The sequence below is a fragment of the Zoogloea sp. genome (assembly GCF_044344315.1).
Lineage (GTDB): Bacteria > Pseudomonadota > Gammaproteobacteria > Burkholderiales > Rhodocyclaceae > Zoogloea.
Window position 1 is genome coordinate 42,029 of sequence record NZ_JBIJDC010000018.1, and the last position, 16,131, is coordinate 58,159.

The 16,131-nt window shown below is 65.5% G+C and carries 13 protein-coding genes; 2 read left to right on the top strand and 11 right to left on the bottom strand.

Going from position 1 to position 16,131, the window contains the following annotated elements; all coding sequences use genetic code 11:
* Positions 1-434: 434 nt before the first annotated feature.
* The 11 genes from hemE to ACIQ09_RS06100 all read right to left on the bottom strand — a co-directional run bounded on the left by hemE (position 435) and on the right by ACIQ09_RS06100 (position 13,098).
* Positions 435-1,508 carry a uroporphyrinogen decarboxylase gene (gene hemE / locus ACIQ09_RS06050; protein ID WP_398307231.1) on the bottom strand — a complete coding sequence of 358 codons (1,074 nt, stop codon included), beginning with the start codon at positions 1,506-1,508 and terminating at the stop codon, positions 435-437.
* A gap of 95 nt (positions 1,509-1,603) precedes the next feature.
* The gene (locus ACIQ09_RS06055; protein WP_398307233.1) at positions 1,604-3,061 is read right to left on the bottom strand and encodes a TrkH family potassium uptake protein; all 1,458 of its coding nucleotides are present in this window, start codon (positions 3,059-3,061) and stop codon (positions 1,604-1,606) included.
* Positions 3,061-4,488, bottom strand: a complete 1,428-nt coding sequence (gene trkA, locus ACIQ09_RS06060) for a Trk system potassium transporter TrkA (protein WP_398307235.1) — start codon at positions 4,486-4,488, stop codon at positions 3,061-3,063. Before trkA ends, ACIQ09_RS06055 begins: the two co-directional genes overlap by 1 nt.
* A gap of 61 nt (positions 4,489-4,549) precedes the next feature.
* Complete coding sequence (locus ACIQ09_RS06065) at positions 4,550-5,800, bottom strand: sigma-54-dependent transcriptional regulator (protein WP_398307237.1); 1,251 nt, start codon at positions 5,798-5,800, stop codon at positions 4,550-4,552.
* Positions 5,778-7,919 (bottom strand): ATP-binding protein, encoded by a 2,142-nt coding sequence (locus tag ACIQ09_RS06070; RefSeq protein WP_398307239.1) that lies wholly within the window; start codon positions 7,917-7,919, stop codon positions 5,778-5,780. Before ACIQ09_RS06070 ends, ACIQ09_RS06065 begins: the two co-directional genes overlap by 23 nt.
* The gene (locus tag ACIQ09_RS06075) at positions 7,916-8,533 is read right to left on the bottom strand and encodes a DUF4390 domain-containing protein (protein WP_398307241.1); all 618 of its coding nucleotides are present in this window, start codon (positions 8,531-8,533) and stop codon (positions 7,916-7,918) included. Before ACIQ09_RS06075 ends, ACIQ09_RS06070 begins: the two co-directional genes overlap by 4 nt.
* Positions 8,493-9,821 (bottom strand): 16S rRNA (cytosine(967)-C(5))-methyltransferase RsmB, encoded by a 1,329-nt coding sequence (rsmB, locus tag ACIQ09_RS06080; RefSeq protein WP_398307243.1) that lies wholly within the window; start codon positions 9,819-9,821, stop codon positions 8,493-8,495. Before rsmB ends, ACIQ09_RS06075 begins: the two co-directional genes overlap by 41 nt.
* 5 nt (positions 9,822-9,826) lie before the next feature.
* Positions 9,827-10,690: a fused MFS/spermidine synthase gene (locus ACIQ09_RS06085; RefSeq protein WP_398307245.1), complete on the bottom strand. Its 864-nt coding sequence runs from the start codon at positions 10,688-10,690 to the stop codon at positions 9,827-9,829.
* A 19-nt stretch (positions 10,691-10,709) separates the two neighbouring features.
* Positions 10,710-11,471 carry a TSUP family transporter gene (locus ACIQ09_RS06090; protein ID WP_398307247.1) on the bottom strand — a complete coding sequence of 254 codons (762 nt, stop codon included), beginning with the start codon at positions 11,469-11,471 and terminating at the stop codon, positions 10,710-10,712.
* A 35-nt stretch (positions 11,472-11,506) separates the two neighbouring features.
* A complete protein-coding gene (locus ACIQ09_RS06095; RefSeq protein WP_398307249.1) occupies positions 11,507-12,340 on the bottom strand; it encodes an SIR2 family NAD-dependent protein deacylase in 834 nt (277 codons plus the stop codon).
* Positions 12,337-13,098, bottom strand: coding sequence for a methyltransferase domain-containing protein (locus ACIQ09_RS06100; protein ID WP_398307251.1), 762 nt, complete (start codon positions 13,096-13,098; stop codon positions 12,337-12,339). Before ACIQ09_RS06100 ends, ACIQ09_RS06095 begins: the two co-directional genes overlap by 4 nt.
* Positions 13,099-13,282: 184 nt before the next feature.
* On the opposite strand from ACIQ09_RS06100, the gene ACIQ09_RS06105 reads away from it, so the two are divergent.
* Together ACIQ09_RS06105 and ACIQ09_RS06110 are read left to right on the top strand one after the other, a co-directional pair.
* Positions 13,283-14,830 (top strand): TIGR02677 family protein, encoded by a 1,548-nt coding sequence (locus ACIQ09_RS06105; RefSeq protein ID WP_398307253.1) that lies wholly within the window; start codon positions 13,283-13,285, stop codon positions 14,828-14,830.
* On the top strand, positions 14,827-16,086 hold the full coding sequence (locus ACIQ09_RS06110; protein ID WP_398307255.1) for a TIGR02678 family protein: 1,260 nt from the start codon (positions 14,827-14,829) through the stop codon (positions 16,084-16,086). Before ACIQ09_RS06105 ends, ACIQ09_RS06110 begins: the two co-directional genes overlap by 4 nt.
* Positions 16,087-16,131: the final 45 nt, after the last annotated feature.

Below are 16,131 nucleotides of genomic sequence, written 5' to 3' on the forward strand. Positions count from 1 at the left end.
GATATAAATCAGTTAATTGCGTGATTTTGATGAGGCTCTGCGTGGGAAACAAGTCTGAAGCCCTTGGGGCGGCGCGGGTATTTTCCCTTGTCCACAAAATCTGTGGATAACTTTGTGGGAAACCTGGGTGAAGTGCCGCGAAACCCGCCGCCAGTCAGTGTTTTTCCTACACTGCCTCATTCCTGAACAAATAATATTCCCTTTAAAAACAATGATCTGCAGATATGCAAATTTGTGCTTCCAAAGCGTGTCACAAAACCGACAAAATCCGTGGTGCTGTGCACAAGTCAAGCCCCTTCCATCAAATTTAGTGCTTGACGGGGGGCGTTTCAGGGCCTTCGGCGGAAACACTCTGCCGGAAGAGGCCTGTCCGGAGGCTTCGGGAAAAAAATCGGGCCGGCATCAGCCGGCCCAGGACTGGCTCAGTCAATACCTTAGCGGGCCTGAGCGCGCAGGGCCCGACTGTGCTCGTGCACGGTATCGACCAGCACGGTCACATTGTCCGGCGGGGTGAACTGGGAGATACCATGGCCCAGGTTGAAGACGTGGCCGGCGTGGGGGCCGTAGGCGTCCAACACCTTCCTGGCTTCGGCGGCAACGGCTTCCGGGGTACCGAACAGCACCGACGGGTCCAGGTTGCCCTGCAGGGCAACCTTGTCGCCCACCTGGCGCCGGGCAGCGCCAATGTCCACCGTCCAGTCGAGGCCCACGGCGTCGGCACCGCTGTCGGCGATATCGGCCAGCCACAAGCCACCGCCCTTGGTGAACACGATGCACGGAATCTTCTCGCCGTCCTTCTCGCGGGTCAGGCCGGCGACGATCTGGCGGATGTAGGCCAGCGAGAATTCCTTGTAAGCCTCATGGGCCAGCACGCCGCCCCAGGAATCGAAAATCATCACGGCCTGGGCACCAGCCTCGATCTGGGCGTTGAGGTAGGCAATGACGGAACGGGCAGTCACCGCGAGAATGTGGTGCATCAGGTCCGGACGGCTGTAGAGCAGGGACTTGACCTTGCGATAGTCGTCAGAGCCGCCGCCTTCGACCATGTAGCAGGCGAGGGTCCAGGGGCTGCCGGAGAAGCCGATCAGGGGCACGGAGTTGTCCAGGGCGCGGCGGATCTCGGCGACCGCATCCATCACGTAGCCCAGCTCGATGTTGGGATCGGGCACGGCCAGGTTGCGGATCTCCCACTCTTCCTTGAGCGGGCGCTCGAACTTGGGGCCTTCGCCCTCGGCGAAATACAGGCCCAGGCCCATGGCGTCCGGCACGGTGAGGATGTCGGAGAACAGGATGGCGGCATCGAGCTTGTAGCGGGCCAGGGGCTGCAGGGTGACCTCACAGGCCAGGCCGGGGTTCTTGCACAGGTCGAGGAAGCTGCCGGCGCGCTTGCGCGTCTCCCGGTACTCGGGCAGGTAGCGCCCGGCCTGGCGCATCAGCCACAGCGGGGTGTAGTCGGTGGGCTGACGCAACAGGGCGCGCAGGAAGGTATCGTTCTTCGGACGGCTCACTTGGAATCCTCGGCAGACAGGACCGCGCGGGGCGGCAAAGGCGGGATTATCCGCCATTTGCCGCCGGGGCGTGGATGGAGCAGATCAAGAAGCGCCTACTTGCGCCAGAACTGGGGGGTGAACACCACCGCCAGGGACAGTACCTCCAGACGCCCGAGGAGCATGGTGAAGGTACATACCCAGGTCTGGAAATCGGTCAGGACAGCATAGTTGGTGGCCGGACCAACCTTGTTGAGGCCGGGTCCCGCGTTGTTGATGCTGGCCACCACAGCGCCAAGTGAGGTCATGAAGTCCAGCCCCGACAGGATCATCACGAAGGTCAGCATGACCACACTCATGAAGTACAGGAAGATGAAGCCGAGAACGGCGATCACCACATTATTGGGAATGGCGCTGCCGCCGACCTTGACCGGATTGACGACCGCGGGATGGATGAGGCGGGTGAGTTCGCGGTTGGCCTGCTTGGCCAGGATGAGGGTGCGGATCATCTTGATGCCCCCCCCTGTGGAGCCGGAACTGGCGGTGATGCAAGACAGGAAGAGCATCCACAGGGGCGCAAAAACCGGCCACTTGTCGAAATCCTGACTGGCAAAACCGCAGTCGGTGGCCATGGAAACGAGGTTGAAACTGACGTGGCGCAATGCAGTGGGATAGTCCTCATAGGTGCCTTCCAGCCACACATACAGGGCCACGCCAAAGCACGAGGCAACGATCAAGCCAACGACTCCACGCGCTTCCACATCCCGCCAGTAAGTGCGCAGATCGCGTTCCCGCATGGCGACAAAGTGGGTGGCGAAGTTCATTGCCGCGATGACCATGAAGACAATCAGCACGAACTCGACCATTGGGTTATCGAAGGCACCGACACTGGCATCCCGGGTAGAAAATCCACCTAGCCCCAAGGCGGCAAAGGCATGACAAATGGCATCGAGCCACGAGAGACCGGCTTGGTTGAGCAGCAGTATGCAAGCCACGGTGATGAGAAAGTACACCAGCCACAGAGCCTTTGCCGTATCGGCGATGCGCGCAGTAAGCTTGGAATCTTTCATGGGGCCGGGCGTCTCGGCCTTGTAGAGTTGCATGCCACCCACACCCAGCAGGGGTAGCACGGCCACCGCGAGAACGATGATACCCATACCGCCGAGCCAGTTGAGTTCGTGGCGCCACAGGTTGATGGCGGGCGGAGCATGATCCAGATCGGTCATGATCGTCGAGCCCGTGGTGGTGAGGCCGGACATGGTCTCGAAGAAGGCATCGGTGAAGCTCATGGTGTCGTACACCAGGAGCAGGGGGATGGTGGCAATCGCCGCCATCAGCGCCCACACGGTGGATACCAGCAGGAAGCCGTCACGGGGCTTGAGCTCCCGGTAGTGGGAGCGGGTCACCCCATAGAGCATGAGGCCGCTGCCCAGGGAGATGACCATGGCGGCAACGAAATCGGCGGCGGTGCCGTCGTTATAGAAAATTGCTGCGGCGATGGGCATCAGGTACGCCAGGCTGAAGATCGACAGCAGGCGGCCCAGGACGTTGGCGACGGGGAGCAGGGCGTCCATCAGAAGAACCCCCAGCCCACCTGGAAGAGCTTCTCCACCTGGCTGACCAGCTTCTTGCTGGTGCAGAAGACGATCACGTGGTCCTCGGCGCGGATCACCGTGTCGTGGTGGGCCATGATGACTTCGTGGATCGGCACCTCGTAGGCCACCAGCTCCTTGTACTCGGTACGGCTCTGCCCGGTGTTGCGCACGATGGCGGCAATGGTGGCGCCTTCGGGCAGGTCGATCTCCTCGATGCGGCGGCCGATCACCTTGCAGTGCTTGGCATCGCCGTGGGCGATGACCTCAAGGGCCTCGGCAGCCCCGCGCCGCAGGCTGTGCACGGCAGCCACGTCACCCCGGCGCACCCGGGCCAGCAGTTGGCCGATGGAGGTCTGGGCCGGCGAGATGGCGATGTCGATGCGCCCCCCCTGGACCAGATCCACATAGGACTTGCGGTTGATCAGGGCCAGGGTGCGACGGGCCCCCATCTGCTTGGCCAGGGAGGCCGACATGATGTTGTCTTCCTCGTCATTGGTGAGGGCGAGGAACATGTCGGTCTCCTCGATGCTCTCCGAGTCGAGCAGCGCTTCGTCGGTGCCGTCGCCACGCAACACGAGGGCCCGGGACAGCTGGCCAGCGAGCATCTCGGCACGACGCCGGTCACGCTCGATGAGCTTGACGTTGAAATTCTTCTCGATGGCGCGGGCAAGGCGAAAGCCGATGTTGCCCCCGCCGGCGATGATGACCCGCTTGATCGGCTTGTCCATGCGCCGCAGCTCGGTCATGACCTTGCGGATGTGCGAAGTGGCCGCAATGATGAAGACCTCGTCACCGCTTTCGATGACGGTGTCCCCGGACGGGATGATGGACTGGTCGCGCCGGAAAATGGCCGCCACCCGGGCGTCGATGTTGGGCAGGCGCAGCGGAATGGTCTTCAGGGGCTTGCCCACCAGCAGCCCACCCTCGAAGGCCTTCACGGCGATCATGGTGACCATGCCTTCGGCAAACTCCAGCACCTGGAGCGCCTCGGGAAACTCGATCAGCTTGCGGATGTAGTCGGTGACGATCTGCTCGGGACAGATGGAGTGATCGACAGCAAAATTGTTATCGTCGAGCAGCTCCGGATGTTCGGCATAGTCGGCCGAGCGCAGGCGGGCAATGCGCGTCGGAATGTTGAACAGCGTCTTGGCTACCCGGCAGGCACACAGGTTGGTCTGATCAGACTGGGTGACGGCGATCAGCAGGTCGGCGTCCTGGGCGCCAGCAGCGTCCAGCACCGACGGAGCCGCCGCGTTGCCGGTCACCACGCGCAGGTCGAGCCGCTCCTGGAGGGTGTTGAGATGCTCCACATCGTTGTCCACCACGGTGATGTCATTGGCTTCGGAAACGAGGCTCTCGGCCACCGAGGTGCCCACCTGACCGGCACCGAGGATGATGATCTTCATGTTTTCCTTCCTTGCCCCGGCGAGTGCCGCAGGCTGTCTCCAGGCGACTCCGGAGCCACGCTCAGGAGCCGCTCTCCTCGTGCCGGCGGCCGACGCTGATGCCGAGCTGCTTGAGTTTGCGGTACAGGTGAGTGCGCTCCAGGCCGGTCTTTTCGGCCAGGCGGGTCATGTTGCCCCCATCGATCTGCAGATGGTGCTCGAAGTACAGGCGCTCGAATATCTCCCGGGCTTCGCGGAGGGGCAGATCGAGAGGCAGACCGAGGGCCGCGGGGGGCGTCTTGACCAGCAGGTGGGCCACCTCGTCCATGCCGATCTCTTCTTCCAGGGTGCCCAGGGCCAGTGACTTGATGGCGGCCTTGAGCTCGCCGTAGCCCCCCGGCCAGGCCTGGTTGCGCAGGGCGTTGAGGGCGGCGGAGGAGAGACGTCGGGCGGGTACCTCCCCGGCTTCGACGAAGTGCAGCAGGATCTGGCTGGCGATCTCGGGGATCTCGTCGCGGATCTCGCCCAGGGCCGGCGGCGCCAGGGAGACCTCAAACAGGCGGGCCAGGGCGCGCTCCTCCCAGCCGTGCTCGACGAGCTCTTCGGGGCGGTGCTCGGTGGCCACCACCAGGGTCTGCCCGTGCCGCTCCAGGCGGTCCATGGCAAACACCAGGTTCTTCTGCTGGGGCCGCGACAGGTAGATCAGCTCGGGGACGTAGAGCACACCGTTGCGGGCACCTTCAAGCACATTCAGTTCGATGGGCAGGGAGGACAGGGACAGGTCCAGCCAGGGCGTACCGACGCGCTGCAGGCTGCGCGCGCACAGCTCGGCCAGGCTGCCCGGCCCGACCCGCAGCAGGATGATGCGCGATTTGTCAGCCATCTGCTCGAGCCGCTTGCGCAGGTCACGCAGGGGCGCCGAGCGGGAGAACGCGGCCAGGCCCAGAGGGCTGGGGGAGTGGGTCGGCTTGATGCGCGACAGCCCGCGCTTCACCGCCGCCAGCAGCTTCTGCAGGGCAATGGGCTTCTCGAGAAACTCCATGGCCCCAATGCGCGTGGCCTCGACCGCCGTGTCGATGGTGCCGTGGCCGGACATCATCACCACGGGCATGGTCAGCTGACCATTGGCTGACCACTCCTTGAGCAGGCTGACACCGTCGGTGTCGGGCATCCAGATGTCGAGCAGCACGAGGTCCGGCCGCGCTGCATTGCGCGCCGCCCGGGCCGCGCCGGCGTTCTCGGCGAGGATGATGTCGTGGCCCTCGTCGCGCAGGATCTCGGAGAGGAGTTCGCGGATGCCGACTTCGTCGTCAACGATGAGAATCTTGGCCATGGATACTGGACTCTGAGTGAGGGGCGGTGCACAGGCGGATACGGATCTCCGCTCCACCCGCTTCGCGATTGGCGAGACGGATCTCGCCTTCATGTTCGTCAATGATCTTCTTGACGATGGCCAGACCGAGGCCGGTGCCGCGCGCCTTGGTGGTGACATAGGGCTCGAAAGCCCGGGACAGGATCTCCGGCGGGAAACCCTGACCGTTGTCGCGCAGGATCAAGTCTACCCGCCGGGCATCGGATCGGGTCAACAGCCGTATCTCGGGGGCATCCTCGTCGCTGAGGGCGTCTTCAGCATTCTGCAGCAGGTTGTGGATGACCTGACGGATCTGGGTAGCATCACCCATCACCTGGGGCAGGTCGGCGGCAAGCTCGGCCTGGATCATCACCCGCGAGCCCTCGTACAACACCAGCACCTCGCGCACCAGGGCGTTGAGATCCACCGGCGCCATCACCGGCGTTGGCAGGCGGGCATAGTCACGGAAGGCATTGACCAGATTCTTCATGGCCTCCACCTGGTTGACGATGGTGGTGGTGGAGCGCTTGAGCATCTCCCGGCCCTCGGTATCGAGACGGTCGGCGAGTTTGAACTGCAGACGCTCGGCGGAAAGCTGGATGGGCGTGAGAGGGTTCTTGATCTCATGGGCCAGGCGCCGGGCCACCTCAGCCCAGGCAGCTGTGCGCTGGGCGGCGATGAGGTGGGTGATGTCATCAAAGACCACCACCCAGCCGCCACCCGTGTCATCAGGCAAGCGCGTGCCGTGGAGGAGCAGGGTCTGGGTGCTGCCGTCCGGGTTGGGAAACTCGATCTGCCGGTTCCAGTTGGGCTCGGGGCCACGCAAGCCTTCCAGCAGGGCATCGCGAAAATCTCCGTGGGCCGTCCACTCCTCCAGGCGCACCCGCTCGTAGCCGTCCAGCGGGTCGTTGAGAATGGTCATGGCGCCGTGGTTGGCGGCACGCAGGTGGCCATCCGGCGAGAAGGCCAGCACCCCGGCGGAGAGATTGGCCAGCACCCCCTCCAGGTAGGCCCGATTGCGCTCGACGGCGGCCCGGTTGTTCTCGGCCTGGGCGCGGGCATCCTCGAGCTGGCGGGTCATCTGGTTGAAGGACTGGGTCAGCACGCCCAGCTCGTCCCGGGCGGGCAGGGCCTGACGGGGGCTGAAATCGCCCGCGGCCACGGCCTGGGTGCCCTCGGCGAGGATGAAGAGCGGCGCAGCCAGGCGGCGGGTGAGCACAAAGGCCACGGCCACGGCGGCAAACAAGGCCAGCAGCAGGGTGAGAGTGAGAGTGAGGGTGTAGATGCGCTTGAGGCCGTTGCGGGCCAGGGACAGCTCCTGGTAGTCCCGGTGCACGGTCTCGACGCTCTCCGCATGGGCGGCAAAGGCGCTGGGCACCGACTGGGTGAGCTGCAGCAGCTGGGGCTCGGCCAGACGGCGTGAGGGGATGGGTACGATGACCCGCAGGATCAGTCCGTCCGGCGCCTGGCCCTCCACCGCCCGGTAGCCCTGGGTCTGGCGGGCCTGGCGCAACTGGGCCACGCTGGGCCGCTCCGGCACCAGGCTGTCGATCTCGGTATCGGAGGTGGCGACGATCTTGCCGCTGGAGGAGAAGACCGTGGCCGACTCCACATTGACCCGTTCGCGCAGGTTGTTGAGCAGGGTGGAGCGCACCTGGGGGGCCAGCTCCAGCTCTTCGACCATGCGCTCGGCCTTGTCGGCCAGCTGGCCGAGCAGCATATCGAGGGAGCTGCGGCCAAGCTGCAGGCCGCTCTCGAGCGCCGCATCGACCCGCACGTTGAACCAGGAGTCGATGCTCTTGACGGCAAACTGGAGGGACACCGCATACACCAGCACCCCGGGCACCACTGCCATCGCGGCAAAGATGGCCATCAGGCGCAGCTTCAGGCGGGACCCGAAGCGACGCGCCCGGTACTCCCGCCACAGGCCGCGCAGTTGCACGAACACCAGGCTGGCCAGGCCCACGGCGATGACGCCGTTGAGGATCAGCAGCAGAGTGTAGTTGCGGGCGAAGAGGGGGGTGTTGGCACTGGCTGTGGCCAACAGGAAGAGCAGGATGCCGGCGATGGCCGCAACGACAACGAGGGCGGTCGGTCTCATTTGGCTTCGCGGGCGGCGATGAAAGTCCAGCGATACCAGTCGGTGCCGAGGTTCCAGTCCTTTCGGCCGAAGGCGCTCACCTGCAGGGGCTTGGGCAGCTCCGCCACATCCAGGCGGAAGCGCAGGGCGGCGTTGTAGCTGCGCCCGACGCGCAGGGCACTGCGGTCGGCCACAGTCCAGTTACGGATGCGCAACATGGTGCGCATGGCCTCTTCGACGGTGCTGAAGTTCTGGTGCAGGGTGCCCGTGGTGAGGCGGTACTGGCGGGTCAGGGACTGGTAGGACAGGCGGTAGGTCACCGTCTTGTTGACGATCTGCTCGTCGAGCCAATACCAGCGCGGTGAGCTCAATTCGAACTCGGTCACGAAGAACAGGGCCACCCCCCGACTCACCACATCGGTCAGCAGGGGCGTGAGCTCGGCGGCAATGTCGGCGTTGAGCACGTAAAGCTCTTCGCTGGCATCGATGGAGGCAGCCCGGATCTCGGCCTCTGCCGCCTGCGACGGCGCGGCCCCGATGGCCAGGCTACCCGCCACGATGAAGGCAGTCGCCCCCCGCAGGAAGCGACGGCGCTCAGGCAGCTTTCTCGAGCAGGGCGTAGAAGAATCCGTCATGTTCGGTGCTAGGCAGATACTGGCAATCGGGCTGGCCTGCAATCGGCAGGCGGCAGCAATCGGAATGGCGGGTCGCAAAGGCAGCGATCTGCTCCCGGTTCTCTTCGGCAAACACCGAGCATGTGACATAAAGCATTTTGCCACCCGGGGCGAGGACCTGCCACAGGGCATCAAGGATCTCTGCCTGCTGGGCAGCAAAGCGGGCCACATCATCCGAGCGGCGCAGCCACTTGATGTCCGGGTTGCGGCGCACCACCCCGGACGCAGAGCAGGGCACATCGGCGAGGATGCGATCAAAGGGCCGGCCGTCCCACCAGCGGGACAGGACTCGGCAGTCGGCGGTCTTCACCTCGGCGGTCAGGCCAAGGCGCTCCAGATTCTCACTGACCCGACGGGCCCGGAACGCGTCGGTATCGAGAGCGGTGAGTGCCACATCGGCGGTTTCGAGGATGTGGGAGGTCTTGCCACCGGGTGCGGCGCAGGCATCGAGCACCCGCTGGCCATCGACCAGATCAAGGTAGCGGGCGGCGTACTGGGCGCCGGCATCCTGGACGCTGACCAGGCCTTCAGCAAAGCCCGGCACCCGTGCCACTGGCACCGGGCGGTCGAGCAACAGGGCACCGTTGTTGAGTTCACGCACGGGCAGCTCGGCGGCGGCAAAGGCTGCCAGCACTTCACGCGCACTGGCCCGGCGGCGGTTGATGCGCAGGGCCATGGGCGGATGGGTGTTGCCGGCGGCCAGAATGGCGCGCCAGTGATCCGGATACTGACTGCGCAGGCGCCGGATCCACCAGGGCGGGTGACGGAACTCGGCCACCATGTCGGCGTCGGCGGCCCGGTTCAGATCGGCAGACTGGCGCAGGGCATTGCGCAGCACACCATTCACCACCCCCTTGAACTTGCCACCCAGCAGCGTCGCTGCCGCGGTGACGGCCTGGTCCACGATGGTATGGGCGGTGTCGGCGCGGCTGTCGAGGCGGTGCAGGGCCACTCTCAGCAGGGACTGAACCGGCTCGGGCAGGGGCTTCTGGAGCAGCTTGCCGAGGATGAAATCCTGCCGGCCGTAGTCACGCAGGCTGCCATAGGCGAGATCGAGAATGGCACCGCGGACACCGGGCGGCGTCGCCGGCCGGGCACTCCACAGGGCCGAGAGGGCCTCGGTAAGGGTGCCGCCGGCCACCACCTCGGCGATAAGGCGGGCGGTAGTGACAAAGGTGTAAGCAAGACTGTCTTCGGCCAGGGTGGGCGCAGAAGCGGGGGGAGCGGGGCGGGGGGGGCGGCTGGGCATGGATCTCAGGCGAGCAGGTCGCGGATGTAATTGGGCAGGGCCCGGCTGGCAAGATGGAGCGCCGGATTGTAATAGCGCAGGCCGTGAATACCCCTGGCGGCCAGGCGCCCGGCAAGGGCGGCCTCGTCGGGCTCGGCCAGGTCGGCCCCGGTGCAAGCAGCCAGAAGCCAGGGGCCGCCGTAAAGCGGAACATGGATCAGGCTCACCCTCAACACGGGAAAAACGGCACCCAATCGGCGATACAGGCTTGCCACCTTTCCCGGCTGGTAAAAGGGGGAGCCGAGCTGGACGTGGATTATCCCACGGGGAGAGAGGCTGGCTGCGCAGAGTTGGAGGAAATCCGGCTGGTGCAGATGGACACAGGCGGGGTCGTCGGCTTCGGTCAGATCGAAGAGGATCAGGTCGAAGCGCTCCCCCTGCTGATGGGCGGAAGCGAGCGTGTGGGCGGCATCACCAAGGCGCAGGCTGACCCGATCAGCGTCGAACGCGCCCTGGGGAAGCTCTGGCAGGTGCTTGCAAACCATGGCCACCACGTCCGGATCAAGTTCGGCCACGACGATCCGATCCAGCCCCGGATGCTTGAGTAACTCCCGCGCCGAGGCCCCATCACCCCCTCCAAGCACCAGGGCCCGGCGGGGGTCTGGATGGCTGAGAGCGGGGATGTGCACCAGGCTTTCGTGGATCATGAACTCGTCCACCTCGGCGGCCATGGCATCACCATCCAGGCTGTATAGGGCGCCGAAGGCGTACGTATCCTCCACCGAAATCGACTGAAAGCGGCTCGAAACCCCTTGAGAAGGGCGACGCTGGCGAAGCACCAAGGCAGCATCGGGGCCCAGGGGCAGACGAAGCAAATCGGCATGTTTCACGTGAAACACTCCGTTCCGGTCAAAGAAAGGTATCTGCGGCAAAGCGCAGGATCAACAGCAGCACGACGACAAGAAAGGCCTTGCGGATGAACACCGCACCGTGACGCAGGGCCAGCCCCGTACCCACGCGCGAGCCAAGGAAATTGCAGCAGGCCATCACCAGCGCCACCTGCCAGAATACCGCGCCATGGGAGACAAACACGGTGATGGCCGCAAGGTTGGTGCTGACGTTGATGATCTTGGCCGATACCGAGGCATGCAGAAAGTCCATACCCAGCACCCGGATGAACAGGAAGCTCAGGAAGCTGCCGGTACCGGGACCGAAGAACCCGTCGTAGAAACCTATGCCCGCTCCGATCAGAATCGCCAGCCCGCACTCTCGCCGTGCGCTCGCCAGTCGCTGGTGATGAATGCCGAAGTCCTTGCGCAAGAAGGTGTACAGGGCGACAACGATCAACAGCACCAGAATCAGGGGGCGCAAGGCAGCCGGAGGAAAAAGCACCACCGCACGGGCCCCCAACCACGAACCGAGCGCGGCGGCGACCGCGGCCGGGCCCGCCGCCTGCCAGGGAATGGACAGCCGGCGGCCATACTGAAGCGCGGCACTGGCTGTACCAAAGACACTCGCGAGCTTGTTGGTGCCAAAAAGGGTCGCGGGGCTGGCCTGGGGAAAGGCAGAGAACAACAAGGGAATCTGGATCAGCCCCCCGCCACCAACCACTGCGTCCACCATGCCGGCAAAGAATGCGCCCAACAGCAAGAACGTCGAATCCATCAGCATTGTTTCACGTGAAACACCTCAAACTCGCCCCTTGCTCAATCCGGAAAGCCCAGACTATCCAGCGCTGCGCGAATTCCCCGCAAGGCCTCCAGCCCACCCATAGGCAGACTGACACCCCGCCCGGGAATCTCCGGCTCCGTCGGATTGATACGCACAAGGGGTTCGCCCAGCGTCTCGCTGAACCAGCGCACGGTGGGCACATGGTTGCCGGCGCCGATCTCGATGACCACCGGGCGATGCACCGTCGCCAGCCACTGCTCAAGCCGTCGACGTTGGGCCCCGGTGCGCTGACTTAGCCACTCCCCGTCGCCGAACATCAGCACATTGGGCCGGAGCAAGGCATCGCAGCGAGTACAGCGGGGCAGGGGGCTGGTAAGCAGACAGGCCCGCTCATCCACCTCCGGAACGTAGGCCTCTGCGGAGAGGATGGGCTGCCCACAGGCCTCCATGCACTGAAGATGATGCAGTGAGCCATGCACCTCGCAGATCACATCCTCAGAGAAACCCGAACGCTGGAACTGCCCGTCCACATTCGAGGTAAACACGAAGCTCCCCCGGGCCAGGCGGGCGCCGATATCTTGCAGGATCGCAAACCCCGGGTGAGGGCGGGTACGCCGGTACAGATTCAGGCGATGACCATAGAAGCCCCAGGCCAGCCGGGGATGACGGCGAAAGGCGTCCGGGCAGGCGATATCCTCGAAGGCAATGCGTGCTTCGGCCAGGGCCGGGTAGGCCCGCCAAAAGCCTGTGTTACCCCGAAAATCCGGCAGGCCCGAATCGACGCCCATGCCAGCACCCGCAGCGACGATCAAACCATCCGCGTTGGCGATGAGCGACGCCGCCTCGGCAAACAGAGCTGTTGGCGTCATCGCTGCGCGACGATGAAAATGCGCCGGAAGGGAAACAGGGTGGTTCCGTGGGGGCCTGGCGGATAGGCCGCCGCCAGGCGGGCATCAAGCTGGCTCAGGAAGGCCGCCTGCCCGGACTCATCGAGAGACGCCAGGTAGGGAAGCAGGGTAGTACCGCGCAGCCAGTCGAGCACCGGCGACGGCCCGCTCATGCTCTGCCAATAGGTCGTCTCCCACAGGCTCAGACGGGTACACAGGGGGGCCAGCAGACGATGGTAATCAGCCATGCCAAGCACCGCCCCCATCCGCGCCGATCCCACTCGCCCCACCCACTCCGGCGATGCCGCCAGTTCCCGGATGAGCCGATGGGACGGTGCATCGAAATTGCCAGGCATCTGCACGGCCAGCACCCCGCCCGGAAACAGCGCATCCACCAGGCGGGGGAACAGGCTTTCATGGTCACCCACCCAGTGCAGGGCCGCGTTGGAGAAGAGCAGGTCGAGGGGCTCCTCGGGCTCCCAGTGCTCGACGCCAGCCTGATCGAAGTGGACGCCGGGCAATACACTGCGTGCCCGGTCCAGCATGGCCGGGGAGCTGTCCAGGCCGGTGATGTCGGCCCCCGGCCAGCGCTCCGCCAGCAGCCGCGTCACGTTGCCCGCACCACAGCCCAGGTCAACAATGCGCCCCGGCCGGAGCAGGGGAACCCGCCCGAGCAGATCCACCGCCGGACGCAGACGTTCATCGGAAAACTGCAGGTATCGATCCGGTTCCCAGCCCATGGCGCATTCCTCCTTGGAAGGGTTCAATTGTCGCCGAAGGAAGGGACCGGGAACAGCGGAGAAAGCCCGGGGAAGGGCGCCGTCAAGCCGTGGCGTGAGAATCCACAAGGCAGCATTCAAAGCTACTATACGGACGCGATAATCTGGACAGCATGGACAGGGGCTGGCGTTGGAGATGAATGGGGTGACACACAATCTGCCATGGGCGGATGCTTCGGCTGACCTGTTCCGCCACGTTACCGCCGACAAGGCTGCGCTTTACCGCACCATCATGGAGGTGTTCGCCGCAGCCAAGCGTCAATACCGTCTGCAGTTGAGGCCCGACGAGGTGCTGGCCGAGGCGGATTGGCGCGGCAATGTGCCGCCCGCCCAGGAGGAAGTCGCTGCAGCGCTGGTCCAGCTGGCGGCCTGGGGCAATCTCGAGTCGCAGCCGGACATGACCCGAGTGTCCACACTCAACGACTACTATCGCGCCCGTTTCCTCTACCGCCTCTCCCGCGGTGGCGAAGCCGTGGAAGCGGGCCTGACGGTGTTCGCACAAAGCCTGCGCCACCGTGCCGAACTTCAGACCGTGGCACTCGAGGACATCGATAGCCGCCTCCAGGCCTTGCGGCGCCTGATTGATGAAGCAGAAGAGACCGACTCAGGCGTGGACGCTGCCAAGGCCCACGAGATCCTGCGCGACCTGGTGCGCGTGTTCGAGGATCTGACCGGGAACGCGCAAGCCTTCATGGCCGGAGTGGCACGCAGCCTGGAACTGCAGCAGGCCGATGCGACCGCGATCGTCGCCTACAAGCGGCGGCTGATCGAATACCTGGAGCGCTTCATGGGTGATCTGATCCGCCGTGCCGATGCCATCGCCAATATTTTGCATGGCTTGTCCTTGTCCATCGATGACGTCCTGCGCCAGGTCGCCGAGCGCGAAGCCCGCGATGCCGCCCCCGGGGACGCCAGCGAGCAGGCGGACGAGACCCGGCGACGCTGGGATGTGTGGCGTGAGCGCTGGAAAGGCCTGCGTGGCTGGTTCCTGAGCACCGGCAACGAGCCCCCTCAGGCCGAGCTGCTGCGCGCACGGGCGCGGGCAGCGATACCGCAACTGCTGAGCGCCATCGCCGCGGTGAACGAACGACGCAGCGGGCGCAGTGACCGCTCGGCGGATTTCCGCGTTCTGGCCCGATGGTTTGCCGCCTGCGCCAGCGACGACGACGCGCATCGCCTGGCGCGCGCAGCCTTCGCACTGCAGCCGGCACGGCACTTCTCACTCGAGGCACCGGATGACGAGATACCGGCCAGCACTTCCTGGCTGGAAGCGCCCCCCCTCACGATCAACCCGCGCCTGCGCGAGTACGGAGAAGCGGCACCCCGTGGCCCGCTGGCGCCCATGCGTGATCGCAGCCGGGAGCGTGGGCTGATGGCGCAGCAACTCGCAGAAGAATCCCGGCAGGTCGAAGCCGCACGCCGGCGGCTGGCAACCGGCCGTCCGATCCGCCTGTCCGAACTCGACGAGCTCGATACACACGCCTTCGGCCTGTTCCTGGGCCTGCTGGGCGAGGCGCTCGCCGAGCAAGCCGACCCCGGGCAGACGGTCGAACGTCAGACTGGCGATGGCCTGCTGCACATCCGCCTGGAACCACTGGCCGCCGGCAGCCATGCCCGGATCCGCACACCGGCCGGCGTCTTCTCCGGGCGCGACCACTTGCTGACCATCCGGCCGGCACACGAGCAAGCATGAGCAGCGCACGCACAACCCGGCATGTCAGCGATTTGCAGAAGGCGCAGCAGCAGGACGAATTCCGCCGCGCGCTACGGGGCCTGCTGATGCGCCCGCTGATGTCACCGGACCATGCCGACTTTCCCGCCGTGCGACGCCAGGCCGACCGCCTGCGCGAATGGTTCGCGCGAGAAACCGGCTGGCCCTTGCACGTGGATCGTGAGGGAGCGCGCCTGTTCAAGCGCCCCGCCGATCTGTCCGATCCGACCCGTGGCCTCCCGGGCTACGACCGACGCCGCTACGTGCTCCTGTGCCTGGCCTGTACGGTACTGGAACGGGCCGATCCACAGATCACCCTGAGGCTGATCGGCGAGCGGATCGTGCAGCAGGCTGCCGATCCGGCCCTGGAAGAAATGGGCTTCACCTTCACCTTGCGCAGCGCCGCCGAGCGCCGCGAACTGGTCGCAATCTGCCGCAGCTTGCTGGAGCAGGGCGTACTTGAGCGCGTGGCCGGGGAAGAGGAGAACTTCGTCCACGACAGCGGCTGGCAACAGTCCGATGCCCTGTACGACGTGCACCGCCGCCTGCTCGCCGACCTGCTGGCGGCCGTGCGTGGCCCGTCCACCTGGCGCACTGATGAAGCACCGGCCACGACCGACGCACGGATGCGTGCCCTGGTGGCCGAGTACACGGTGGAGAGCGACCAGGGCAGGCGCGATGCCTTACGCCATCAGCTTGCCCGACGGCTGCTCGATGATCCGGTGCTCTACACCGAGACCCTCGAAGCAGATGCACACGCCTACTTCGTCAACCAGCGCGGCGCCATGGCCAGCCGCCTGTGCGAAGCCGCCGGACTGATCGCCGAACAACGCGCCGAGGGACTGGCGCTGGTCGACGAGAGCGGGCAGCTTACCGACGTGGCCATGCCGGCAGAGGGCACCGAAGCCCACATCACCCTCCTGGTGGCGGAGCACCTGGCCCAGCGCCTGCGCCGGGCCCGCGCGCCACTGCGCGTGGACGAAGCCGAAATCGCCCTGTTTCTGCGGGATGCGGCGGGCCGCTATGGCCGCTACTGGCGCAAGTCGGCACGCGCACCGGGTGCCGAGCACGAGCTGGCAGCAATCGCCGTGGAGCGGCTGTGCCAGCTCGGCCTGCTCGCGCGCGAGCACGGCAGCGTGCGCCCCTTGCCCGCCATTGCCCGCTTCTCGCTCGGTCAGACCGAGGTGCGCGGCACGCCGGGCACCGAAACCCTGTTCCTGTCCGAACCCGACGCATGACCGACGATCTGTTCTCCGCCCCCCCCTCCCCGCCCCCGCGGCCCG

What these genes read in the sequence shown, in the direction of transcription:
- ACIQ09_RS06055 (WP_398307233.1), bottom strand. Translation starts at nt 3,061, where the DNA reads ATGGACGCCCTGCTCCCCGTCGCCAACGTCCTGGGCCGCCTGCTGTCG.
- ACIQ09_RS06070 (WP_398307239.1), bottom strand. Translation starts at nt 7,919, where the DNA reads ATGAGACCGACCGCCCTCGTTGTCGTTGCGGCCATCGCCGGCATCCTG.
- ACIQ09_RS06100 (WP_398307251.1), bottom strand. Translation starts at nt 13,098, where the DNA reads ATGGGCTGGGAACCGGATCGATACCTGCAGTTTTCCGATGAACGTCTG.
- ACIQ09_RS06065 (WP_398307237.1), bottom strand. Translation starts at nt 5,800, where the DNA reads ATGGCCAAGATTCTCATCGTTGACGACGAAGTCGGCATCCGCGAACTC.
- ACIQ09_RS06095 (WP_398307249.1), bottom strand. Translation starts at nt 12,340, where the DNA reads ATGACGCCAACAGCTCTGTTTGCCGAGGCGGCGTCGCTCATCGCCAAC.
- trkA (WP_398307235.1), bottom strand. Translation starts at nt 4,488, where the DNA reads ATGAAGATCATCATCCTCGGTGCCGGTCAGGTGGGCACCTCGGTGGCC.
- ACIQ09_RS06075 (WP_398307241.1), bottom strand. Translation starts at nt 8,533, where the DNA reads ATGACGGATTCTTCTACGCCCTGCTCGAGAAAGCTGCCTGAGCGCCGT.
- rsmB (WP_398307243.1), bottom strand. Translation starts at nt 9,821, where the DNA reads ATGCCCAGCCGCCCCCCCCGCCCCGCTCCCCCCGCTTCTGCGCCCACC.
- ACIQ09_RS06110 (WP_398307255.1), top strand. Translation starts at nt 14,827, where the DNA reads ATGAGCAGCGCACGCACAACCCGGCATGTCAGCGATTTGCAGAAGGCG.
- ACIQ09_RS06090 (WP_398307247.1), bottom strand. Translation starts at nt 11,471, where the DNA reads ATGCTGATGGATTCGACGTTCTTGCTGTTGGGCGCATTCTTTGCCGGC.